The organism is Humibacter sp. (genome assembly GCF_051954055.1).
Lineage (GTDB): Bacteria > Actinomycetota > Actinomycetes > Actinomycetales > Microbacteriaceae > Humibacter.
Genome location: NZ_JBQCIE010000019.1, coordinates 20544 through 44247, shown reverse-complemented (window position 1 = coordinate 44247; position 23704 = coordinate 20544). Strand labels below are relative to the sequence as shown.

Sequence of the window (23704 nt, the reverse complement as noted above, 5' to 3'; positions counted from 1 at the left end):
CGGCTTCGAGAGAGAACGGATCAGCGGCGGAAGAAACGCACGGCGAGCCAGACGCCGCCGGCGACCGCGGCCGCGAGCGCCGCACCCACCGCCGCGAGGCCGAGCGGGTTCTCCTCGGCCGCGATGCGGATGCGCTTGGGCACGTTCAGCTTGTCTTGGAGGGCATCCAGAGTCGCGGCGAGTTCCGCGCGAGCAGCTGCAACGTCGGCCGCCGGGCTGGAGCCCTTGCCCTTCTCGGCGTCACGCCTGGCACCTTGCGAGACGGTGCCCGACTCCACAGGCTCAGTGGTCATAGTCGCCCAGCCCCCTCACCGCATTGACGTCTCGCTTGACGCTTTCGATCGTCTCGGTCGGCGCAGGCGGCATCCCACGTCGTAGCGAGAGCAGGCCGACCAAACCGAAGATGCCGGCCAGGATCAGCAGGCCCGCCGCCACGATGAGCGCCGCGAGCCAGGCGGGCAGAGCGACCGCGATGCCGAGCACCGCCGCTGCCACGAGCACACCGAGCATGAAGAACAGCAGTGCGCCGGCGACGACGAACATGCCGATGCCGATACCGAGGCTGATGGCCTTGCGCACCATCTCGGCCTTGAGCTGTGCGAGCTCGGCCTTCAGCAGCGCGACGACGAGGCCGGGAAGATCGCGCAGCAATTGGATCAGCGAACGCTTGTCCCGCAGTCCGCGGTCCCCGATGGTGGAAGGCCGCATGCTCGGCGACTGGGCGTTCGGCGATCCCGAACCCGACGAACGAGCACTCTCGGACATCAGGATGCCCGCCCGCCCGATCCTGAGCCTCCGGTCCTCGTGCGTCCCTGCCTCGACCTGCCGGTCGTCGCGCCCGACTTCGTCGCGGACCCGGTGGTCGTACCCGACGTCGTCGTGGACGCGGTCGACTCATCCGACTTGGACGCAGAACCGTTCGACTTCGTGACGGCCTTCTTGATGTTCTCCGTCACGACCGTGCCGAGGTCACCGATGCGGTCCGCGGTGTAGTCCTGCACGGAATGCACCTGTTTCTGCACGGCCGGCGAGTCCCACACCTTGAGCCAGGCGGACTTGATCTGCTCGTACCTCTGCCGTCCTGCGCGAGTGCCGAGCACGTACCCGACTCCCAGCCCGACGACGAAGAGAACCTTGCCTTTCATGGTGCCCCCGCCCCTGCAGTGTTCGTCTTGCGACGCTCGATGTTCACATCGACCGATCGTCCGATCAGCCGTTGCCGGTCAGCGTATTCCAGCGTAGTGCGCGGATGCGTTCGGCGGCCTTGCGAGCATCCGGCACGACCGAGGCGAGTCCGGTTCCCGTCAGCCAAGAGCCCGTCACCTCGAGTCCGTCCACTCCTTCGACCGTGCTGCGCACCCGGTCGATACGCTCTCGCTGCCCTTGCGCGGCAACGGGAAGCGCGTTCGTCCAGCGCACTGCATCCGACCCGACGACATTAGATTCCGCTATCGGAATATTCAAGAGGGTTGACGCGTCAGCGATAGCGCGCAAGCGGATGCCGGACTCGTCCATTCCGGCCAGCGGGCTGGGCGATCCCGCTCGTCCGTACGAGAGCCTGAGCACGTGGCGACCGGCGGGGAGCTGTTGCGCGACCCACGGCCACTTCGCTGTGACGTGTGTCAAGGCCTTCGCCGTCACCTGACTCTGCGGCACGGTCTCGGCCACGAGCATCCCGGTGCCGCGAGGAGCAGCGTCGAGGCGTGCGTCGTCGACCACGAGCGTCACGATGTCGACCGTCGACGCCTTGGGCCAGTCGAGGCCGGCCAGCGACGACAGCGAGTCGGATGCCTGACCGAGAAGCCCGAGCGCAGCATCCGCAGGCACCGCCAGCAGCACGACGTCGGCGTCGAGCGTCTCGCCGCCGGCGAGCCGCACGCGCCACCGGCCCGGCCGCCGGGGCCGTTCGCCTTCGTGCTCCGCACCACCCGGCGTCTCGTCGAACGCTGCGTCGACGGATGCCGCCACGTCGTCGCCGTCCGCCGACGCACCGCCTGGCCGTAGCCCGACCACCTTGGCTCCGGTGCGCAGCACGGCGCCGCGAGCACGGACATCCGCTGCCAGCACGTCGACGAGTCTCGCCATGCCGCCGACGAGTCCGCCGACGGCCGAGCCGGCCTTCGCGTTCTCGCGCAGCACGGAGACGCCGCCGGAGAGCGAGCCGGTGCGCGTGATCGCCTTGTTCAGCCCGGGCGCGGCGACGGCCACGTCGAGCTCATCGGGCGAGGCCGCATACACGCCGGTCGTGACCGGAGCGACCAGGTTCTGCAGCACGGCCTCGCCCATGCGACGCCGCACGAGCGTGCCGAGGTTGCGCTCCTCGCCGATCTTGAGCACGGGCATCAGACGGTCGAGGTACGCGCGGAACGCTCCGCCCCAGCCGATCGCGGCGATCACGTCGGTAGCCAGGGGTGAACTCGGGATGCCGAGCAGTCCGGCTTTGGGCATCGGCACGGCGCGTCCCGGGAGCTGAAGCCAGGCGCCGGCGGCGAGCGGCGTCACCACGTGGTCGGCGAGCCCCAGCTCCTCGAGCAGCTCGGCGACGTGACCGCCGCGAGTGGCGAAGCTCTCGGCACCGGCATCCAGCTGGATGCCCGCGACCGCGTGCCGCACGACGCTCCCGCCGAGCTCTCGCCGCTCCTCCAGCACGGTGACGTCGAAGCCGGGTCGCGCGATGTCGCGCGCAGCGACGAGACCGGCTGCCCCTCCGCCGATCACGACCACACGGGTCGGGTCGTCGGTGATGGCGTGCTCGAGTGCCTCGCGCACCCGGCGGGCCTGCTCCTCCGAGAGGGCATCATCCGCTCGGCCCTGCGGCGCGCCGGACTTCCGTGGGCTCATGCCGGCATCCCGTGCACCAGCTCGACGATGCGGGTCAGCACGGCCGGGTCGGTCTTGGGGGGCACGCCGTGGCCGAGGTTGACCACGTGCGACGGCGCGCTGCGGCCGCGGTCGACCACGTCACGCACGTGCGCCTCGATGACCGGCCACGGGGCATCCAGGTAGGCCGGATCGATGTTGCCCTGCAGCGGAACGATGTTGCCCAGCCGCCTGCTCGCCTCGTCGAGCGGCACGCGGTAGTCGATGCCGACGACGTCGGTCCCGATGTCGTGCATCGCTCGTAGCAGCTCGCTCGTGCCGACGCCGAAGTGCACGATCGGCACGTTGCGCCTGAGCGGCATGCCGGTCACCGGGTCGGATGACTCGTCCGGGTCTGGATACGAGAGGTCGCGCACGTGCGACAGCGCCCTGGCGGATGCCGGTGCGACGTGGCGTGTGTAGTCCTCCAGAGAGAGCGCGCCGGCCCAGGAGTCGAACAGCTGCGCTGCACTGGCGCCGGCGAGCACCTGGGCGCGCAGGAAGGTGCCCGTCACGTCGGCCGCCCAGGCCATCAGGGCGTGCCAAGCATCCGGATCCGCGTGCATGAGCGTGCGAGCACGGATGTGGTCCTTCGACGGACCGCCCTCGACGAGGTACGCGGCGAGCGTGAACGGTGCACCGGCGAAGCCGATCAGCGGAACGTGGCCGAGCTCGGCAAGACCGCTCACCGTCTGCCGCACGCCCTCGGCGACGGGAGCGAGCGCGGCCGGATCGAGCGCGGGCAGCGCCGCGATGTCCGCAGCGGTGCGCACCGGAGCGCCGAGCACCGGCCCCTTGCCCGGCACGATGTCGATGTCCACGCCGGCGAGCCTCAGCGGAACGACGATGTCGCTGAAGAAGATCCCCGCGTCCACGCGGTGCCTGCGCACCGGCTGCAGCGTGATCTCGCTGGCCAGTGCGGGGTCGAGGCAGGCGTTCAGCATGCTCGTCCCGATGCGCAGCTCGCGGTACTCCGGCAGCGACCGGCCGGCCTGCCGCATGAACCACACGGGCAGCACGGCGGGGCGGCGGCCGGAGTAGGCGGTGATGAGCGGCGACCTCGATGTGAGCCCTGCGACGAGTGGATGCTCCGCCGCAAGCGCCTGCGAAGACTCCATGCTCGGATCGGACTGCGTGGCCGGTTCGGGTGACGTCACACGCTCGATTCTCCCACCGCCTGCTGAGCGTGCCGCCTTGCCAGACGTCGCCTGCGTTCGCTGCACAAAACACACAGCGTCATCGGCGTACCATCGAACGCGTGCTTCTCTGCTTCACCGCGAGCCATCGCACGGCCGACTTCGAATTGCTCGAGCGGCTCGAACGGCACGCGGGTGACGTCGACGCGGCACTGCGAGCGCGCACGGATGCCTTCGCGGGGTCCGTCGTACTGGCCACCTGCAACCGTTTCGAGGCCTACCTCGACGTGACGGATGCCGCAGCCGCCGATGCCGCCCGCCTCGCTCTCGTCACCGTCGGCGACGCCACGGGCGTCGCGCCCGACGAGCTGCGGGCATCCACGGCCGTCGTCCGCGATCACGCCGTGGCCGACCACCTCTTCTCCGTGGCGAGCGGTCTCGAATCGCTCGTCGTCGGCGAGGGCGAGATCGCCGGTCAGGTGCGCCGCGCGCTCGAGAAGGCGCGTAGACACGGCAGCGCCACCAGTGAACTGGAGCGGCTGTTCCAGAACGCTTCTCGCGTCTCCCGTGAGGTGAAGAACGGCACGAAGGTCGGCTCCGCCGGCCGATCGATCGTGCGGCTCGCGCTTGAACTCGCGGCCAGCCGGATCGCGGACTGGGCGAGTGCGAACATCCTGCTCGTCGGTACCGGCAACTATGCGGCCACGACGCTCAAGGCGCTCCGCGACCGCGGTGTCGAGAATGTCCGGGTGTGGTCGCGCACGGGACGCGCTCATGCGTTCGCGGTGAAGCACGACATCGAGGCGGTCGAGCGCGATGGACTCGTCGAGGCGGTCGCGGTCTCGGACCTCGTCGTCACCTGCAGCGTCGCTCCGACGGTGCTGCTCGACCGCGAACTCGTCGAACAGGCGAGCCACCGACCGGATGCGGTCGTGCACCGACTCGTGATCGACCTCGGGCTGCCGCGCAACGTCGACCGCGACGTCGCCTGGGTGACCGGCACCGAGCTGCTCGACCTGGAGACGATCGGACTGCACGCTCCGCTCGAGGACTTCACCGCGACCGACCGTGCCAGGACCATCGTCGGCGACGCGGCAGCCGAGTTCGCCGCCAAGGGCGACGAGCGCGAGGCAGAGCCTGCCGTGGTCGCCCTGCGCACGCACGTCTTCGGCCTCCTGGAGCAGGAGATCGAACGCGCCAGGCGGCGCAGCGACTCCCCTGAGCAGGCCGAGCAGACCGAGGCGGCGCTGCGTCACCTCGTCGGCGTGCTGCTGCACACGCCGTCCACACGAGCACGGGAACTGTCGCGCGAGGGCGACGCCGATGCCTTCATCGCCGGGGTGAACGCCGTCTTCGGCCTCGATTCGGAAGCGCGACCGACCCTGCGTATCGTTGCTGACGAGGGCCAGGCATCCTGATCCGAGCGACACGGATGCCGTCATAGACGACGAGGGGACCGAACTCCAGATGACTTCCGAGACGACGACCGACGCCGGCCTGCTGGCTCTGCCGTTCGAGACGCGTGAGATCTCCACGGAACGCCTGCGGCTGCGCCCGCTGACGAAGAGCGATCTGGAAAGCCGCAGCGCGAACTACCAGAAGCGCACCGACGTCGTGCGGTACCTGCGCTGGGAGGTGCACGACCACGACGAGCCGGCGAAGAACCTCGAGAAGCGCATCGCGCTCGATCGGCTCGCACACGACGGCGACGGACTCATCTTCGCCGTCGAGCTGTGCGCGACCGACGACTCGGACGATCACCGCGTGATCGGCGACGTCAGCCTCTTCGTGAAGAGCGCGAAGGATGCCCAGGTAGAGATCGGCTGGGTGTTCCATCCGGCCGTGCACGGCCGCGGTTTCGCGACGGAGGCTGCCACCGCGCTGTTGAAGGTGGCGTTCGACGAGCTGGGCGCTCACCGCGTGTACGCGGAGCTGGACGCCGCGAACGAGGCATCCGCGCGACTGTGCGAGATCCTCGGGATGTCCCGCGAGGCGCTTCTGCGCGACCGCGACCACGTGGACGGCGAGTGGCGCGACGTCGCCATCTTCGGCCTTCTCGACCGCGAGTTCGCGGCAACGCAGGCCGTCAGCGCCTGATCCGGCACCTGGACACTCGCGCGCGCCTGCCCGGGTCGTGACCGGCATCCGGTGCACGATGGGTGGATGAGCGATCAGCAGGGGTTTCCCGAGCCGTTCGGCGACGCGGATGGCGGCGGTTCCGGTGGTCCCGATGGGCCGAACCGGGGCATCCGCGGGCGCACCGTCGCGATCATCGTGCTGGCGGTCGTCGTCGTGGTGCTGATCGTGGTCGTCGCCTCGCTCGTCTTCGCGCAGAGCGGCAAGGTGACGCCGACCTCGAGTCCCACCGTCACGACCTCGAGCCCGACACCGACGCAGAGCAGCACGCCGACGCCGACGCAGACATCCGGAGCCGCCGCGACGTGCACGGTGAACGACCTCTCCGTCACGCTCGGCTCGTTCAGCGGTGCCGCCGGCAGCGACTACGTTCCCATCGTCTTCACGAACAAGTCGTCGAAGCCGTGCGAGCTGCACGGATTCCCCGGTGTCTCGTTCGTCGGCAAGGGCAACGGCACGCAGCTCGGTGCCGCGGCCGACTGGGACCAGTCCAAGCCGATCGTGCAGAACACGTTGCAGCCCGGATCGGCGGTCGCCGCCAGTCTGCGCATCGTGCAGGCTGGCAACTACGACTCGAGCGAGTGCCAGCCGCTGGCCGCCGATGGGCTTCGCGTCTACCCGCCGCACTCGACGAAGTCGGTGTTCGTGAAGGATGCCAGCCTCACCGCGTGCCAGAACGACAAGGTGCACCTGCTCACGGTGGTCTCGCCCGTCGCCCCGCAGTGACGCCGTGAACCGGCTGCGCGGTCCCGGGGCGAGCCCATATCCGTCGGTTCTGCCGTACGCAAACCCCTCGTAGCGGCGCGCCGCCGCGGCATAACGTGGACGTATGGCGGGCGGTGGCAAGGCTGCGTTCATCATCGGCGGAACCGGGCAGATCGGAACGGCGGCCGCACGGCATCTCGCCGAGCACGGTTGGTCGGTCATGGTCGGCCATCGCGGGGCGCACGAGGGCGACTCCTCGCTGAACGAGCTCGACGTGACGACGGTGCGCGTCGATCGTGACGACACCGCGGCGTTGCTGACGCTCGCCGACGGCCACGACCTCGTGCTCGACACTGTCGCGTTCGAGCCGAAGCACGCCGAGCAGCTCGCCGGGCTCGCCGGCCTGGTCGGATCCGTCGTGGTGATCTCCACCGGCGGTGTGTACGTCGACTCCGAGGGTCGCAGCCTCGACACGGCGAACACCGAGGGCGCGTTTCCCGACTACGGCGGCCCGATCGATGAGTCACAGCCGACCATGGCCGACGGTGCACCGACATACGGCCTGCTGAAGGCGCAGCTGGAGCGAACGCTGCTGGATGCCGCCGAGCTGCCGGTGAGCATCCTTCGCCCAGGAGCCGTGCACGGCCCGTTCAGCGAGGCGCTGCGTGAGTGGTATTTCGTGAAACGCGTGCGGGACCACCGCGAGCGCACCGTGCTCGCTCACCACGGGGCGAGTCGGTTCAGCCCGACTTCCACTTCTGCCATCGCCGAACTCACGCGGCTGTGCGCGGAGTCCCCCGGCAGACGCGTGCTCAACGTCGCGGACGACGACGTGACCGTCACCGACATCGCGGAGGCCGTGTTCGACGCGATGGGGCACCGCGTCGAACTGGTCCCCGTTCCCGGTGCGCCCGCGCACGGCGTCGGAAGCACTCCGTGGTCGACCCCGAAGCCGATCGTGCTGAGCACGCAGCGCGCCAAGGACGAGTTGGGCTTCGAGCCGCCCGCGCCGTATCGCGAGTCGGTGCGCACCGACATCGAGTGGATCGTGGATGTCGTGAACGGCGGGAAGCGACGCGGCGTCTCGTGGCGCACCCTCTTCCCGCACCTCGTGAACCGATACCGAGCGGATGCCTGGTTCGACTACGCCGCGGAGGACGCGTTCCTGAGTGCGCTGCCCGCTGCCCCGGGCCGCACCTACGCGACGCCCAGGTAGGCCTCCTTGATCGCCGAGTTCGTCAGCAGTTCCCTGCCCGTTCCGCTGTGCGTGATCGTTCCGGTCTCCAGCACGAAAGCGCGGTGAGCGCGGGCGAGCGCCTGATTCGCGTTCTGCTCGACGAGCAGGATCGTCGTGCCCTGCTCGTTGATCTCCGTGATGATCCGGAAGATCTGCTTGATGAACTGCGGTGCAAGTCCCATCGACGGCTCGTCCAGCAGCAGGAGGCGTGGCCGGCCCATCAGCGCCCGTCCGATCGCCAGCATCTGCTGCTCGCCGCCCGACATGGTGCCGCCCACCTGCGTCTTGCGTTCCTCCAGTCTGGGGAAGAGCGCGAAGACGCGTTCCAGGTCGGCCTTGACGCCCGTGCGGTCCTTGCGCGCATACGTGCCCATGTCGAGGTTCTCGAGCACGGTCATCCCCGGGAAGATCCCGCGGCCCTCCGGTGACTGCGAGATGCCGTTCGCCACCCGGATGTGCGCCTTCGTCTTCGTGATGTCCTGACCGTCGAACCGGATCGAGCCCTTCGTCAGGTTCAGCAGACCGGAGATGGCCTTCATGGTCGTGGTCTTGCCTGCGCCGTTCGCGCCGATGAGCGAGACGATCTCGCCCTCCTCGACGGTGAACGACAGGCCGTGCAGCGCCTCGATGCGGCCGTAGCCGACCACGACGTCGTTCAGTTCAAGCAGCGTCGTCATCGGGCTCTCCCAGGTAGGCGGAGATCACGCGAGGGTCGTTGCGCACCTCGGCGGGCGATCCGTCCGCGATCTTCTTTCCGAACTCCAGCACCACGATGCGGTCGCAGACTCCCATCACCAGTTTCATGTCGTGCTCGATGAGCAGAACCGTGTAGCCGTCGGCGCGGATGGTGCGGATGAGCTCCATCAGCTGCTCCTTCTCCGCCGGGTTGAAGCCGGCGGCCGGCTCGTCCAGGCAGAGCACCTTCGGGTCCGTCGCGAGCGCCCGCGCGATCTCCAGTCGTCGCTGGCTGCCGTACGGCAGGTGGCGCGACAGGGTGTCGGCGGAGTCGGCGATGCCCACGAACTCGAGCAGCGCCAGACCGCGCTCGACGGATGACTTCTCCTCGCGGTAGTGCCGCGGACTGCGCACCAGCGCGCCAGGCACGCTCGTGCGGTGCCGGGCATCGAGGCCGACGACCACGTTCTCCAGCGCCGTCATCTCGCCGAACAGCCGGATGTTCTGGAAGGTGCGCGCGAGCCCGGCCCTGGTGATCTTGTGCTGCTTCTTGCCCTTGATCGAAGCGCCCTCCATGAGCACGTCGCCGCTCGTGGGCCGGTAGACGCCGGTCATCGCGTTGAACGCCGTCGTCTTGCCTGCGCCGTTCGGTCCGATGAGCCCGAGGATCTCGCCGCGGTTGATGTGGAACGTCACGTCGTCGAGCGCCGTCAGACCGCCGAACTTCACGGTCACGGCCTTGACCTCGACGATCTTCTCGCCCACCTCGACGGCGATGTCGCGCTCGGATGCCGCCGCCTCAGCGAGCTCCGCATCCACGCCGGCTTCGGCGAGCGTCGCCGCGTTCTCCTCCTCGTCGGGAACGTCGGCGTCGGCCGCCGGCGATGGGTCGGGTCCGACGTCGGTCAGATCGGCGTCCTCCGGGCCCGCATTCGGCACCGGCTCGGGCAGCGCGCCCAGGTTGGGGTCGTGCTCGACCGGCACGCGTTCCGGTCGCTCGTCGCGCGACTCGTCGTTCTTCTCGCTCATTCGGCACCCCCGTCCGTGGTGTCGGTCGGCACCACGCCGGTGACCGGAGCCGCCGGTGGGCGGGCACGCCACACGGCGACCGTTTCCGAGTCGTCACCGGAGCCGTCGCCATCACCGGGCTTCCTGCGTCCCGCCCTCAGCTCTCGCACCCTGTCGGCCACCTCACGCGAATACGTGAGCAGGTGGGACTTCGCGGCGATCAGCCCCTGCGGACGGAAGATCATCATGACGATCAGCAGAACGCCGAAGATGAGGTACTTCCAGTCGGCGATGGCGGTGAATCGCAGCGGGATGTACGCCACGATCGCGCCGCCCAGGATGGCGCCGACCTTGTTGCCTGAGCCGCCGAGGACGACCGCCGCGACGAACAGGATCGAGGTGGCCACGTCGAACTTCTGGTTGTTCACGAAGCTGACCTGGCCCGCGAAGAGCGCGCCGGAGAGACCGCCGATGCCCGCACCGATCGCGAATGCCCACAGCTTGAACTTGAACGTCGGAACGCCCATGATCTCGGCGGCGTCCTCGTCTTCGCGGATGGCGATCCACGCGCGACCGACGCGGCTGCGCTCGAGGTTGCCGACGAACATCAGGATGATCACGATGATCGTCACGGCGAGCCAGTACCACGGCGTGCCGTTCGAGGCGGAGAAGATCGGGTGACCCTGGGCATCCGTCCCCGGCGGATGCCCGACCTCCTGGAACCCGACCTGCCCGCGGGCGGCGGGGATGATCGTGGCCAGGATGCGGATGATCTCACCGAATCCGAGCGTCACGATGGCCAGGTAGTCGCCGCGCAGCCGCAGCGTCGGCAGGCCGAGCGCCACGCCGAACACCATGGCGATGCCGATGGCGAGCGGCAGCGTCCACAGGTACGGGATGTGGATTGCGGTCGAGTCGGGCGAGGTGAAGAACGCCGCCGTGTACGACCCGATCGCGAAGAACGCGATGTACCCGAGGTCGAGCAGGCCGGCGAATCCGATCACGACGTTCAGGCCCACCGCGACCAGCGCGTACACCGCCATCTGGAAGCACGAGATCGGGAAGTCGTTGCCCGGCTCAGTGGTGATCAGCCACGGGTTGGCGACCGGCAGATAGTAGACCGCGGCCAGCACGATCGCGAGGAACAGCCACTGCTGCCAGCGCGCCATCCGGTTCCACCTGCGGCGCCAGCCGCCGAGGAACTGCCTGCGCGTGCCGAACGACTCGTCCGCGTCGATCTTCTGCGTCGTGCGGGCGGTCGGCATGGGCGTACCGCCTCCGATGGCGCTCATGCGCGGCTCCTTCCGAGTGACTGACCGAGCAGGCCGGACGGACGCACCAGCAGCACAAGCACCAGCACGATGAACGCGACGACGTCGGTCCACTGCGAGTCGCCGAGCAGCAGCTGGCCGTAGTTGCCGATCACGCCGATCAGGAGACCACCGAGCAGTGCGCCTCGCACGTTGCCGATGCCGCCCAGCACCGCGGCGGCGAACGCCTTGATGCCGAGCACGAAGCCACCGTTGTAGATGACGCCGCTCGGCACCTTCATCACGTAGAACAGCGCGGCCGCACCGGCGAGGATGCCGCCGATCACGAACGTGGTGACGATGATGCGGTCCTTGTTGACGCCCATCAGCGTCGCCGTGTCAGGATCCTGCGCGACGGCACGGATGCCACGACCCACCCGCGACCGCCGGATGTACTGGTCGGTGGCCACCATCATGACGATGGCGGCGATGATGATCGTGAGCTGTTGGCTGTCGATGATCGCGCCGAACACCTGGAACACCGGCGTCGGGATGAACATCGTCACGGCCGGCTCCGCGTTCGATCCGCGCACCAGGAAGATGATGTATTGGATCGAGAAGGATGCGCCGATCGCGGTGATCAGGAACGCGAGCCTCGACGCGCCGCGCCGCCGCAGCGGTCGGTAGGCGACCCGCTCGATGACGAACGCGGTCACGACCGAGAACACCATGCCGACGATCATCGCCAGCAGGAGGTTCGCGATGATCGCCCAGATCGAGAGGTTCGGCGGGTTCGGCCCGAACCCGAGAGTGGTCAGCGTCGCGACGACGCCGTAGCACCCCATGATGAAGACCTCGGAGTGCGCGAAGTTGATGAGGTTCAGAACGCCGTAGACGAGCGTGTAGCCGAGGGCCACCAGCGCGTAGATGGCGCCGAAGGTGAGGCCGTCGAAGGTCGCGGGCCAGAAGTTCTGAACGAGTGAGTTGACGTCGAAGTTGATCCAGCTGCTATCGGCGTGGACGGATGCCGGCAAAGCCGCCGGCAGGGCGAGGAGGGTGGCGAGCATGTGGTTCTTCCGGTGCCGTGTCGAACCCCGACCACGTCGTCGGGGTCCGGCTCTTTCGGGTCAAGCATGGCCGCGTCGCGGGGCGGATGGGAAACGCCCCACGACGCGGCCTTCACGTGAACGGCTCGACTAGCCGATGTTTCCGACCGACACGATCTTGCCGTTGTCGACCTTGTACCCGAACACCGCGGACTTCGCGAGCTCACCAGTGGAGTCCCACTTGAGGTGCTTGCTCAGGCCGTCGGCGTCGTAGTTCGTCACCCAGTTGAGCAGCTTCGACCGGTCGGTGTTGCCCTTGTCGATTCCGGAGAGCAGCACCGTCGCCGAGTCGTAGCCCTCGACGGAGTACGTTCCCGGTGCCATGTTGAACGCCGACTGGTAGGCATCCGAGAAGGTCTTGATGAGCTCACCGGGGATGCAGGGGCAGGTGAAGTAGGCGTTCTCGGACGCGTTGCCGGCGAGCTTGATGAACTGGTCGTCCTTCACACCGTCGGGGCCGATGAAGACGCCCTTGTAGCCCTTGTTCACCAGCTGCTGGTCGAACGGCGCGCCCTCGGCGTAGTAGCCGGAGTAGAACACCGCGTCGGGCTTCGCGTTGATGATCTTGCTGACCGTGGCCGAGAAGTCCTTCTGGCCCGTGGTCACCTTGTCGGTTCCCGCGACGGCGGAGCCGAGCGCCTTCTGAATGGCCGTGGAGAGCCCGATACCGTAGTCGGAGTCATCCTGCACGACGTAGACCTTCTTGGCCTTCAGCTTGTCGGTCGCGAACGTCGCCGCTGCGGGTCCCTGCACGTTGTCGTTGCCCAGCGCGCGGAAGAACGTCTTCCAGCCGTTCTGCGTCAGCGTCGGGTTCGTGGCGGACGGGGTGATGTGCACGAGACCGGCCTGCTCGAAGATTCCGCCGGTCGCCTTCGACTCGCCGGAGAACGGGAGGCCGACGACACCGATGATGTCCGACTCGTTCACGGCCTGGGTCACGACACCGGGAGCCTTGCCGGGGTCACCCTCGGTGTCGAACTTCTTGAACTGCACCTGGCAGCCCGGGTTCGCCTTGTTGTGCTGGTCGATCGCCAGCTGAACACCGTTGAAGATGTTGATGCCCAGCTGCGCGTTCGGGCCGGTCTCCGCGCCGATGTAGCCGAGCGTCAGGTTGCTGTCGCACTTCGCCTTGCCATCGCCCGCGGGAAGGACGGCGTTCTTCGAGACGTCGATCGACGTCTGGATCGGCAGGTTGACTTTGCTGGTGCTCGAGGTGGATCCCCCGGTCGACGACTGGTTCACACAGCCGGCGGTCAGGAGTGCGACCGCCGCTGCCGCGGCCAGCGCTCCAATGATCCTCTTGGTTGCCATGGAGGTTGCCTTTCAGGTCCTGTGCCGGGGCATGTGCGGCCCCTTTGCACGGTTGCAATGTCCTGAACCGTAGACGAGTCTTCAGATCCGCCGCAACGCATTGGGCCAGTGTTGTGCCAAATCTTTACAAAGTGAACACATGACGGGGTAGCGCGGATACCTAATGTTCGCGCTTCGCGCTCCGACTGACTCCATCACCTCGGCCAAGCGAGCAAGCTCGCTCGGCTCTCGGCTCAGTCGTCAGTGAACGTATTCGAGCAGGTCGCGACCGACCGCGCGCATCCCGTCCAGCACACCCAGCCGCGCAGAGAGCTCTGTGTCGTCGAAGGATGTCGACACCACGTACGCCACGCCCGCTCGCGGACCGCGCAGCACGCCGACCTCGCTGCGCACACCGGTGTCGCTGCCCGTCTTGTTCATCAGCAGCAGCCCGTGGTCCGGGCCGCGGTGCGCCAGCGGATCGAGCCCGAACGCGCTCGCCACCATCGAGAGGTCGTGATTGAGCGAGAGCCAGCCGACGACGCGTTTGCTGGTGCCGGCATCCACCACCTCGCCCCTTGCGAGGGACGCGAACAGCCACGTGAGCTCCTTGGCGCTTCCCACCGAGAGCTGAGGGGCGTCATCCGGACCCCGATGATCGCGCACGAGGTCGAGCATGGCGGTCTGACGCAGGCCGAGCTGCTCGGTGCGCGCGCTCACCGACTCGAGTCCCACCCGGCGCAGCAGAACATTCGTGGCGAGGTTGTCGCTGGCCGCACCGACGAGCGCGGCGAGGTCGGCGAGCGGAAGCGAAGGGGCGACCAGGTGCTGCCAGATGCCCGCATCGCCGACGGCATCCGTCTGCAGCCGGTCGACGAGGCTGAGCGCGCTCGTGTCGCGAGCCTCCAGCCGCGCCGCCACCTCGATGAGAAGCAGCACCTTGCCGATCGACGCGGTCGGCATGACGACGTGGTCGTCCACCGAGAACAGCACGGCGCCGGTCGTGAGGTCGATCGCCCTTGCGGACACCTGCACGCCGGCGAGCGCGAGCTCCCCGAGCGCCGCGAAGCCCTTGGCGAAGCTGTCGCCGGGCTCGCGCCCGCGGTGTTTTCCGCGTCGCCCGCCCGCATGCCTGGATCGGCGTTCTGAGCCTTGGACGGGGGCGCTCACGGTCTTGTTCGGTCCTCGAAGCTTCGTGCTACTGGGATGGATGCCGCGTCCCCCGTCGCGGCATCAGGGCGTGCTTACATCCAACCACGCCGCGGGCACCTGGGCCGTCGGTCACCAGATACGCACCCGGTCCTCAGGGGCGAGCCACAGGGCATCCGTCGGCTGCACGTCGAACGCGTCGTAGAACGCGTCGATGTTGCGAACGATCTGGTTGCAGCGGAACTCGTTCGGCGAGTGCGGATCGATCGCCAGCAGGCGGATGATCTCCTCGTCGCGGCCCTTCTGCTGCCACGCCTGCGCCCAGGAGAGGAAGAACCGCTCCGCACCGGTCAGCCCGTCGATCACCGGCGGCTCCGCACCGTTCAGCGACAGCAGGTATGCCTTCCAGGCGATGCCGAGCCCGCCCAGGTCGCCGATGTTCTCGCCGATCGTGAGCGCACCGTTCACGTGGTACTGAGGCACCTGCGCAGGGGCGAGCGCGTTGTACTGCGCGATCAACGCGCGCGTGCGCTTCTCGAACGCGCGCCGGTCGTCGGTCGTCCACCAGTCGGCGAGCTTGCCGTTGCCGTCGAACTTGGAGCCCTGGTCGTCGAAGCCGTGACCGATCTCGTGGCCGATCACGGCTCCGATCGCACCGTAGTTGGCCGCATCATCCCTGTTCGGATCGAAGAACGGGTACTGCAGCATCGCGGCCGGGAACACGATCTCGTTGAAGCCGGGGTTGTAGTACGCGTTGATCGTCTGCGGCGTCATGAACCACTCGTCGCGGTCGATCGGCTTGCCGATCTTGTCGAGCTCGCGCCGGAACTCGAACTCGGCAGCCCGGCGCACGTTGCCCATCAGGTCGGTGGGGTCGATCAGCAGGCTGGAGTAGTCCCGCCACTTGGCCGGGTACCCGATCTTGGGCGTGAACTTGGACAGCTTGTCGAGCGCCCGATTCCGGGTCTTCTCGCCCATCCAGTCCAGGGTGCGGATCGACCGCCGGTAGGCCTCGACGAGATTGCCGACGAGGATGTCCATGCGCCGCTTCGACTCCGGCGGGAAGTGTCTCTCGACGTAGACGCGGCCGACCGCCTCGCCCATCGCGCCCTCCACGAGGGAGACGCCGCGCTTCCACCGCTCGCGGATCTTCGGCGTCCCGGTGAGGGTGCGGCCGTAGAAGTCGAAGTTCGCGGCCACGAAGTCGCCGCTCAGGTAGGGCGCCGCGTCGTGCAGCACCCGCCAGCGCAGCCAGTCCCGCCACTGGGACAGCCGCTGCTCGCGCAGCAACGATCCGAGCCCGGCGGTGAAGCTCGGCTGCCGCAGCACCACCTCGTCGAAGGCGCCGTCCGGGGCACCGAGCGCCTTCAGCCAGACGCTCAGGTCGACGCCGCTGGCCAGTGAGGCGGCATCCTTCCAGTTGTAGAGGTTGTAGGTCTTCTCGCTGTCGCGGCTGGCGACGTTGTCCCAGTGCGCCTTGGCGATGTCGGTCTCGAGGTCGAACACGTTCTGCGCCCGGCGCGGCGCCTCCGGCACGCCTGCCAGCTCGAACATGCGCTGCACGTGCGCGAGGAATGCGGCGCGCACCGACGCGAACTTCGGCTCGCGGTAGTAGCTCTCGTCGGGCAGCGAGATGCCGCCCTGCTCGACGAACACGAGGTAGCGCTCCGGATCGCCCGGGTCGTTGTCGACGAACAGCTGGTAGAAGCCGCTCAGCCCGCTCTTCTCCAGCCGCCCCACCGCCTGAAGGAGACCGGGGATGGAACGGATGTTTCCGGCCAGTGCCAGACGCGACTCCACGGGCGCGACGCCGAGCTTCTCGATGCGCTCGGTGTCCATGAAGCTGGCGAACAGGTCGCCGAACTTGCGCGCCTCCGTGCCCTCTTCGGCGTGCTGCGCCTCGTCGATGATCTCGCGAACGGCCTTCTCCGACTCCTCGGCGAGGATCATGAACGAGCCCCACCTGGCCTTGTCGGACGGAATGTCGGTGCGTGTCGTCCACTTGCCGTTCACGTGCCGGAACAGGTCGTCCTGGGGCCGGATGCCAGCATCCAGCTCGTCGGTCAGGATGCCGGAGGCGAGCACGGATGCCCCCTCGTCCGGCGTCTCTGCCGGCTTCTGCGCCGCGTCAGTCATGTCATCAAGACTAGGCGAGGCGGTAGGGCGTGGCCGAACGGCGACGACTGCTACCGCCGGGACTGGACCCACTCGTCGAGCAGTTCGGGCAGGCGCTTCCTGAAGTACTTCAGAAAGTCGGACATCTCCGCGATGCGCGCTCCCGCCACGGTGTCCCGTCCACCCGCCGCCTCGGGGATGCCCTCGGCGAGGCTGTACATCGCGCCGTAGAACCTGTCCTCGGACAGGCCGGCCGAGTACCAGGGATTGTCGGGCAGCTCGTAAACGTCGCGTCGGCTGCCCGGCTGAGAGACGCGACGCACCATCCCGAAGCCCTGCAGGTAGCGCACGGCACCGGAGATCGCTGCAGCGCTCGCGGAGAGGCGCTCGGCGAGCTCCGCCGCCGTGAGGCCCGTCTCCGAGACGGTCAGCGCGAAGAGCACCCTGCTGGCCATCCGCGGAAAGCCGGCCGCGGTGAGCAGAGCGGCCGCGCGTTCCGCGTAGTCGCTCAGCCTCGCCTCGTCACGTGCCACAAGCACCTCCCCCTCGATTGTGCCCGTTCTGCTCAGTTCGTCGACACGATGCCGCGTCGGGTGAACACCCAGGCGCCTGCCGCGACGAGCACGATCGTGATGGCCGCCATGATCCAGGTGCCGCCCCAGTCCGCGCTGTCGAGCGGAACGGTCGGCGTGTGGTCGGTCGGCGCGATCTGGCGCACCCAGTCGGGCATCCCGAGCAGCGCCCCGAACTCGCCGAGCACGACGCCGATGCCGAACGCGGCCCAGCCGACGGCGGTCGTGGCCCGCGGGAAGACGCCGAAGACGAACGCCGTCACAGCCAGGTACACGCCGACCGCGGGAAGCTGCGCGAGTGCGAGGACGATCGCCTCGCCGGCCAGCCGCTTGTCCAGTCCCGAGAGCGCGCCACCCATCACGGCACCGGCCAGCACGAGGATGACCGCGGATGCCACCACCGCGACGATCACGAACGACAGGTACCAGCGCAACCGGCTCACGGGTGTGGCGAGAACGGTCTCCGCGTTGGTCGCGGCCTCCTCCTGGCGCAGCCGGATGACGGTCTGCACGGCGGCGCCCGCGACCAGCAGTCCGATCAACGCGGCCATCACGCCGAGGAACACCTCGAGCACCGACCCGGATCCGCTGCCGACCTTCTTCAGAGACGTCTCGATCTCGGGGTTGGACGCGACCGCGTCGTTCAGTGTCTTGCCGAGTCCCGCGATGAGCAGACCGCCGACCACGGCCGCGATCCCCCAACCGATGATGGAGCCGCGCTGCAGCCGCCAGGCCAGCCCGAGCGGACCGCGGAGCGCGGCCGACGCCCACGCGCGGCCCTTCCGCGGCGCGACCAGTCCCGACGAGGTGTCGCGGATGGACTGCAGCCAGAACGAGACCGCGACGAGCACCGCGGCCAGCCCGACGCTGAGCAGTCCGATCCACCAGTAGTTCTGCGTGTACGGACGGATGCGCAGTCCCCAGCCGACCGGGGTGAACCAGACGGCCGAGGAAGGAGTGACGTGCAGGTGGTCTGCGGATGCCGTGCCGTTCGCATCCGCCGCCGCGTTCATCACCCAGAACACCGCGATCGCTGCGATCGCCCAGCCGTTGGCCGCGCGCGAGGTGGAGAAGATCTGCGCGGAGAGAAGCCCGATGCCGAAGAACGCGATGCCGGTGCTGGCAAGCGCCCAGCCGAGGATGAGCGATCCGTAGCCGTCGAAGCCCGAGAGGGTGGCGACCAGAGCGGAGAGCAGGCCCATCACGACGTTGAGCACGATCGCGTGCACGATGGTCGCCCAGGTGCTCGAGACGCGTCCGGCGCGGGTCGCGACGATCAGGTCGCTGCGGCCCTGCTCCTCGTCGGCGCGGGTGTGGCGGACGGCCGTGAACGTGTTCATGAAGGCCACGAGCAGCATCATGAACGCGCCGATCTCGGTCATGAAGAACGAGCCGGCGGACGATCCGTCCGGTGCTCCACGTACCGCGAGCAGCGTGGGGTTCGTGGTGAGCACCTCGATGACGCCGATGCGCAGCTCCCGCGTGCCATACGTGGATGCGAGCGCCGCCACGACGAACAGGATGCTGAGCGCGACGACCACGACCCACACCGTGCCGACCACGCGGTCCCGTCTGAGGCGGAAACGCACGAGGGTTCCGAGCGCGTTCATCGCACGGCCTCCAACGACGTGTCGGCGGCGGTGATCTCGTCGCCGTAGTGCCGCAGGAACAGCTCCTCCAGCGACGGCGGCGTGACGGTCAGCGACTGCACGTCGAGCTGACCGAGACGCGGAAGCGCCGAGGCGACCGTCGCGCTGTCCGCCGTGAAGTGGATGCGCCCTGACGAGACGGTGACATCGTGCGCGCCGGGGATCGATTCGACCGCCGCGGGGTCGATGCCGTCTGCGGCGAACGAGATCTCGGTGCGCGTGAGGTGGCGCATGTCGGCGAGGGTGCCGGACTCGACCGCCTTGCCCGCGCGGATGATGGTCACTCCGTCGCAGAGCGCCTCCACCTCGGAGAGGATGTGGCTGGAGAGCAGGATGCTCGCACCGTCATCCTTCGCGATGCGCGAGACCTGCTCGGAGAACACCGCCTCCATCACAGGGTCGAGGCCGCTGGTGGGTTCGTCGAGGATGTAGAGCTGCGCAGGGGTCGCGAACGCGGCGACAAGTGCCACCTTCTGCCGGTTGCCCTTCGAGTACGTGCGGGACTTCTTGCGCGGGTCGAGCTGGAACGCCTCGACCAGCCGGTCCCGCCGCGCGATGTAGTCGGCGGACTTCGTGTTGGTGCCGCGCAGCCGGGCGATGAGGTCGATGATCTCGCCACCGCTCAGGTTGGGCCACAGGGCCACGTCGCCGGGCACGTACGCGATGCGCTCGTGCAGCCGGGCCGCCTTCCCCCACGGGTCTTCGCCGAAAACCTGGACAGAACCGCCCGACGCGTGGATCAACCCGAGGAGCACGCGGATCGTGGTGGTCTTGCCCGCGCCGTTCGGCCCGAGGAATCCGTGCACCTCCCCTTCGTCCACCGTGAGGTCGAGCCCGTCGAGAGCCTGGACTCGGCCGAACCGCTTCTGCAGCCCGCGAGTCTCTATCACTGAGGTCATGAGCGTGACGCTACGCTCGTTTCACAAATTTGTGAAACTTCCTAACGGAATCCATACACCCACGGCGTTGCGGCTAGGAGCGACCGTCCGTCGACCGTCGCCGCGACCCCACCACGTACGCACTTCAACCCCACCACGCACGCACTTCGGCCCCACGTACGCACGTCAGCCCTCCGTACGCACTTCAGGAGCAGCGGCACTTCGGGCGCATATCGCACACCAGCATCCTCTGCTCCTGAAGTACCAGCGACCCGGCTGTGCTGCGGATGCTGCCGGTTCCGCTGGCGATCCTCGGTGCGACCACGCCGCTCGGCGGCTACGTCTTCGTGCTCGACGGCGTACTGATCGGTGCGGGGATGCCCGCTACCTCGCGGTCACCCGCCTGGTCAACCTCGCGGTCTTCGTTCCGCTCGCCTGGGCGGCCGTCGCCCTCGGCGGCAGCGACACGGCCTCGTTGTCGTGGCTCACCCTCGCGTTCGCGCTGGGCTACCTGGGCGCACGCGCGGTGACGCTCGGTCTGCGCGCACCGCGACCGCTGGATGGTGGTGGGGGGCTAGGGCACGCGCGACGTCGTGTTGCCGACGCGGAGCACGGAGGTGAACGCGACCGGCTCCGCCTGCTCGCCCTCGAGCATCCGCACGATGGCTCGGCCGGCGGCACGGCCCTTCTCGTACGCGGGCTGCTCCAGCGTGGTCAGCTCGTACGGCCACAGCCCGTCGACGCGTACGCCGTCGAATCCGATCACGCTCAGCTGGTCTGGCACGGAGATGCCGAGCTCCTCCGCCGCACGGATGACCCCGACCGCGAGCAGGTCGCTCTGCGCGATGACGGCCGTTGGCCGCTCATCCTCCGGAACCGACAGCAGCTCGCGAGCTGCCCGCCGCCCCTCGTCGACGTAGCTGCCTGCCGCGGCGTACGCGACGGCATCTGGGAAGACGAGCCGCGCACCCTCGAGCCTCTGCAACGCGGTGGCGGATGAGCTGATCGCGAGCAGCTCGTCGGTCACCCGACCGCGGTGGTGCGTGACATCCAGCGGCAGCGTGATGATGGCGACGCGTTCGTGACCGAGCTGCTGCAGGTGGCGGGCACCGCGCTCGGTGGCGTCGCGGTTGTCCTGCTCGATGACGAGGATGCCCTCCGCCGGGAACCCCTCGATCGCCACGACCGGGAGCCCCCGGTTGCGCAGTGCGGAGATGCTGTCGGCGAGGCGGGGCGTGCACCCCATCAGTACGGCGGCGTCGATCGGCGCGTCTTCGACGGTGACCGGATGCGCGGGCTGCGCCGGCATGGATTTCACGCCGGCGAGCTGCTGAGCGGGGCCGGCGGCGGCCAGGATGAGCAGGGCGGCGTCGATGTGCCCGATCTCCTCGGCGATGCCGTCGAACTGCGCGATCTGGATCGGATCCCGGAACGCCTCGCGTACCCGCTCCTCGATGACCACGCCGATGATGCCGGATCGTCCGCGGCGCAGCGACCTCGCCCGCGGGTCGGGGCCCGCGTAGTGCAGCTCTCGCGCGGCGGCGAGCACGCGTTCCCTCGTGGCATCCGCGACCGGCCCCGATCCGCTGAACGCCAGCGAGGCGGTGGAGGCGGAGACGCCGGCCTTCGCCGCGACGTCGGCGAGGGTGGGCCGCGGAGCGTCGTGCCGGGGCCCCGGTGTGCCGCGCGTGGGCTCTGCGGAACCGTGGTCGGGCATCCGGCTCCCTTCTCCGGAGGATGGCGGCACGATACGCCTGGCCCACGCCGGGCCACTCGCGGACCGTGTGGATGTCGCCTCCTTGACGGGTCGGCATCCGATTCGCTAGCTTAGGCGAAAGACCGACTCGAATCGATTCGACTCACCTTCGCCTCGACTTTCTCCGTCGTCTTCACCACCGTCTTCGCCGCGCAGCCCTCGTCGGCGCCACTCAGATCGAATCCCATGGCAACACGCACCGACATCACCAGCTCCCGCACCCGCGTCGCCCCTGAGCTCCGCGCCTGGCGCAACGCCCTCTTCGTCATCTTCATCGTCAGCGGGCTGTTCCTCTCCAGCTGGGTGTCGCGCGTGCCAGGGGTGCGCGACTCGCTGCACCTGCCGACGGATGTCGTCGGCCTGATCCTGCTCGGCGTCTCGATCGGAGCGATCGTCGGTCTCGTCGTCGCCCCGCCGCTGCAGGCGCGGGTCGGCACGAAACGAGGCATCGCGATCGTCGTCGTCGCTGCCTCGATCGGACTCGCGATCGTCGGTCTGGGCGCAGCGGTGTTCAACTCGTTCCCGGTCGTGGTGCTCGGACTCGCGCTGCTCGGCCTCGGGAACGGCGCGGTCGACGTGATGATGAACGTCTCCGCCGCCGCCGTCGAGAAGCGCATCGGCCGAACGATCATGCCGTTCATGCACGCTTGCTTCAGCATCGGCACCGTTGCGGGAGCGGGAATCGGCGCAGGATGCGCGGCGCTCGGCATCTCGGTGTTCTGGCACTTCGCCGTGATGGCCGTCGTCTGCATCGCGGCCGGTGCGATCGCCGTTCGCTACATCCCGAACACGCAGGATGTCGTCGATCGGGATGCCGCGGCGCAGGCATCCCTCGATTCCTTCGACGATCCGGCGATCGCCATGGCACCGCGCCGGCGCACCTTCCGCGAGACCGTCACGTCGCAGCTCACGGTGTGGGCGGACTGGCGGCTCGTGCTGATCGGCGTCGTCATGCTGGGCATGGCGTTCACTGAGGGTTCGGCGAACGACTGGATCGCGCTGGCCTCCGTGGACGGCCACGGCCTGAGCAACGCGGGTGGAGCGCTCGTGCTCGACGTGTTCGTCGCGGCGATGACCGTCGGACGCGTCGCCGGCGGCCCGGTCGTCGACCGGATCGGACGCGTGTGGGCGATCCGACTCACGGCAGGGCTCGGCGTGGCCGGCCTGCTGCTCTTCATCCTCGTGCCCGTGCCGTGGGCGTACGTCATCGGCGTCGTGTTGTGGGGACTGGGAGCGTCGCTCGGCTTCCCGCTGGGGATGTCCGCCGCCGCGGACGACGAGCAGAACGCCACGGCTCGGGTCTCCGCGGTCGCGATGATCGGCTACCTCGCATTCCTCGCCGGCCCGCCGGTGATCGGGTTCCTCGGCCAGCAGTTCGGCATCCTGAACGCCCTCTACGTCGTGCTCGTGCTGCTCGTCGCCGCGTTCGTGTGCGCGCCCGCGCTAAGGCATCGAGAGCCTTCGATGCCTTAGCCTCGACTGGTGCGTTTGGTTGTTGCTCGGTGCTCGGTGGACTACGCGGGGCGCCTCAGCGCACACCTTCCGCTGGCGACGCGGTTGCTCGTGCTCAAGGCCGACGGCAGCGTGCTCGTGCACTCCGACGGCGGCTCGTACAAGCCGCTCAACTGGATGAGCCCGCCCTGCACGCTCAGCGTCTCCGAGCCCGACGAGAGCCAAGCGGATGCCGGTGCCACCGAGATCTGGACCGTCACGCACTCCAAGACCTCCGACCGTCTCATCGTGAGCGTGCACGAGGTGCTGCACGATTCCGCTCACGAGCTCGGGATCGATCCCGGACTGCAGAAGGATGGCGTCGAGGCGCACCTGCAGAAGCTGCTGGCCGAGCAGATCCACCGGCTCGGTGACGGGCACACGCTCGTTCGCCGCGAGTACATGACGGCGATCGGACCGGTCGACATCCTCGCCCGCGACGCCGACGGACGATCGGTCGCCGTCGAATTGAAGCGCCGCGGAGACATCGACGGTGTCGAACAGCTCACGCGCTATCTCGAGTTGATGAACCGGGATCCGCTTCTCGCACCAGTTTCCGGTGTATTCGCCGCGCAGGAGATCAAACCGCAGGCGCGCACGCTCGCCGAAGACCGCGGCATCCGTTGCGTCGTTCTCGACTACGACGAGATGCGCGGTATCGACGACTCACTCAGCCGACTGTTCTGAGTCGG

General features: G+C 68.5%; 22 protein-coding genes. 6 read left to right on the top strand and 16 right to left on the bottom strand.

Annotated features, from left to right (window positions below; genetic code table 11):
- Positions 1 to 20 precede the first annotated feature (20 nt).
- From ACTHNC_RS02260 to hemE, 5 genes are all read right to left on the bottom strand, one after another.
- Complete coding sequence (locus ACTHNC_RS02260) at positions 21 to 293, bottom strand: DUF3618 domain-containing protein (RefSeq protein WP_440292968.1); 273 nt, start codon at positions 291 to 293, stop codon at positions 21 to 23.
- Positions 283 to 708 (bottom strand): phage holin family protein, encoded by a 426-nt coding sequence (locus tag ACTHNC_RS02255; protein ID WP_440292967.1) that lies wholly within the window; start codon positions 706 to 708, stop codon positions 283 to 285. Before ACTHNC_RS02255 ends, ACTHNC_RS02260 begins: the two co-directional genes overlap by 11 nt.
- A gap of 56 nt (positions 709 to 764) precedes the next feature.
- Positions 765 to 1145 carry a YtxH domain-containing protein gene (locus ACTHNC_RS02250; protein ID WP_440292966.1) on the bottom strand — a complete coding sequence of 127 codons (381 nt, stop codon included), beginning with the start codon at positions 1143 to 1145 and terminating at the stop codon, positions 765 to 767.
- Positions 1146 to 1209: 64 nt separating this feature from the next.
- The gene (locus ACTHNC_RS02245; protein WP_440292965.1) at positions 1210 to 2841 is read right to left on the bottom strand and encodes a protoporphyrinogen/coproporphyrinogen oxidase; all 1632 of its coding nucleotides are present in this window, start codon (positions 2839 to 2841) and stop codon (positions 1210 to 1212) included.
- A complete protein-coding gene (gene hemE / locus ACTHNC_RS02240) occupies positions 2838 to 3977 on the bottom strand; it encodes a uroporphyrinogen decarboxylase (RefSeq protein ID WP_440292996.1) in 1140 nt (379 codons plus the stop codon). The genes ACTHNC_RS02245 and hemE overlap by 4 nt, the downstream gene beginning before the upstream one ends.
- Positions 3978 to 4117: 140 nt before the next feature.
- Here hemE and ACTHNC_RS02235 point away from each other — a divergent pair, with 140 nt between their 5' ends.
- From ACTHNC_RS02235 to ACTHNC_RS02220, 4 genes are all read left to right on the top strand, one after another.
- Positions 4118 to 5413, top strand: a complete 1296-nt coding sequence (locus ACTHNC_RS02235) for a glutamyl-tRNA reductase (RefSeq protein WP_440292964.1) — start codon at positions 4118 to 4120, stop codon at positions 5411 to 5413.
- Between the two features lie 49 nt (positions 5414 to 5462).
- Entirely contained in the window at positions 5463 to 6092 is a 630-nt protein-coding gene (locus ACTHNC_RS02230; protein WP_440292963.1) for a GNAT family N-acetyltransferase, read from the top strand.
- A 66-nt stretch (positions 6093 to 6158) separates the two neighbouring features.
- On the top strand, positions 6159 to 6857 hold the full coding sequence (locus tag ACTHNC_RS02225) for a DUF4232 domain-containing protein (protein ID WP_440292962.1): 699 nt from the start codon (positions 6159 to 6161) through the stop codon (positions 6855 to 6857).
- Between the two features lie 103 nt (positions 6858 to 6960).
- A complete protein-coding gene (locus ACTHNC_RS02220) occupies positions 6961 to 8052 on the top strand; it encodes an NAD-dependent epimerase/dehydratase family protein (RefSeq protein ID WP_440292961.1) in 1092 nt (363 codons plus the stop codon).
- Here ACTHNC_RS02220 and ACTHNC_RS02215 read toward each other — a convergent pair.
- The 11 genes from ACTHNC_RS02215 to ACTHNC_RS02165 form a co-directional block, all read right to left on the bottom strand.
- Positions 8034 to 8750 carry an ABC transporter ATP-binding protein gene (locus ACTHNC_RS02215; RefSeq protein WP_440292960.1) on the bottom strand — a complete coding sequence of 239 codons (717 nt, stop codon included), beginning with the start codon at positions 8748 to 8750 and terminating at the stop codon, positions 8034 to 8036. The genes ACTHNC_RS02220 and ACTHNC_RS02215 overlap by 19 nt on opposite strands.
- A complete protein-coding gene (locus tag ACTHNC_RS02210) occupies positions 8734 to 9657 on the bottom strand; it encodes an ABC transporter ATP-binding protein (RefSeq protein WP_440292995.1) in 924 nt (307 codons plus the stop codon). Before ACTHNC_RS02210 ends, ACTHNC_RS02215 begins: the two co-directional genes overlap by 17 nt.
- 116 nt (positions 9658 to 9773) lie before the next feature.
- Positions 9774 to 11048, bottom strand: coding sequence for a branched-chain amino acid ABC transporter permease (locus tag ACTHNC_RS02205; RefSeq protein ID WP_440292959.1), 1275 nt, complete (start codon positions 11046 to 11048; stop codon positions 9774 to 9776).
- Positions 11045 to 12073: a branched-chain amino acid ABC transporter permease gene (locus ACTHNC_RS02200; protein ID WP_440292958.1), complete on the bottom strand. Its 1029-nt coding sequence runs from the start codon at positions 12071 to 12073 to the stop codon at positions 11045 to 11047. Before ACTHNC_RS02200 ends, ACTHNC_RS02205 begins: the two co-directional genes overlap by 4 nt.
- 129 nt (positions 12074 to 12202) lie before the next feature.
- Positions 12203 to 13423, bottom strand: coding sequence for a branched-chain amino acid ABC transporter substrate-binding protein (locus ACTHNC_RS02195; RefSeq protein WP_440292957.1), 1221 nt, complete (start codon positions 13421 to 13423; stop codon positions 12203 to 12205).
- A 240-nt stretch (positions 13424 to 13663) separates the two neighbouring features.
- Positions 13664 to 14572, bottom strand: a complete 909-nt coding sequence (locus ACTHNC_RS02190; RefSeq protein ID WP_440292956.1) for a serine hydrolase — start codon at positions 14570 to 14572, stop codon at positions 13664 to 13666.
- A 111-nt stretch (positions 14573 to 14683) separates the two neighbouring features.
- Entirely contained in the window at positions 14684 to 16687 is a 2004-nt protein-coding gene (locus tag ACTHNC_RS02185) for a M13 family metallopeptidase (RefSeq protein WP_440292955.1), read from the bottom strand.
- Positions 16688 to 16737: 50 nt separating this feature from the next.
- Positions 16738 to 17205, bottom strand: coding sequence for a GbsR/MarR family transcriptional regulator (locus ACTHNC_RS02180; protein ID WP_440292954.1), 468 nt, complete (start codon positions 17203 to 17205; stop codon positions 16738 to 16740).
- A gap of 26 nt (positions 17206 to 17231) precedes the next feature.
- A complete protein-coding gene (locus ACTHNC_RS02175; RefSeq protein WP_440292953.1) occupies positions 17232 to 18848 on the bottom strand; it encodes an ABC transporter permease in 1617 nt (538 codons plus the stop codon).
- Complete coding sequence (locus ACTHNC_RS02170) at positions 18845 to 19786, bottom strand: ATP-binding cassette domain-containing protein (RefSeq protein ID WP_440292952.1); 942 nt, start codon at positions 19784 to 19786, stop codon at positions 18845 to 18847. Before ACTHNC_RS02170 ends, ACTHNC_RS02175 begins: the two co-directional genes overlap by 4 nt.
- Positions 19787 to 20339: 553 nt before the next feature.
- Positions 20340 to 21482, bottom strand: a complete 1143-nt coding sequence (locus ACTHNC_RS02165; RefSeq protein WP_440292951.1) for a LacI family DNA-binding transcriptional regulator — start codon at positions 21480 to 21482, stop codon at positions 20340 to 20342.
- Positions 21483 to 21707: 225 nt separating this feature from the next.
- On the opposite strand from ACTHNC_RS02165, the gene ACTHNC_RS02160 reads away from it, so the two are divergent.
- Together ACTHNC_RS02160 and nucS are read left to right on the top strand one after the other, a co-directional pair.
- Positions 21708 to 22994, top strand: a complete 1287-nt coding sequence (locus ACTHNC_RS02160; protein WP_440292950.1) for an MFS transporter — start codon at positions 21708 to 21710, stop codon at positions 22992 to 22994.
- A gap of 9 nt (positions 22995 to 23003) precedes the next feature.
- A complete protein-coding gene (gene nucS / locus ACTHNC_RS02155) occupies positions 23004 to 23699 on the top strand; it encodes an endonuclease NucS (RefSeq protein ID WP_440292949.1) in 696 nt (231 codons plus the stop codon).
- Positions 23700 to 23704: the final 5 nt, after the last annotated feature.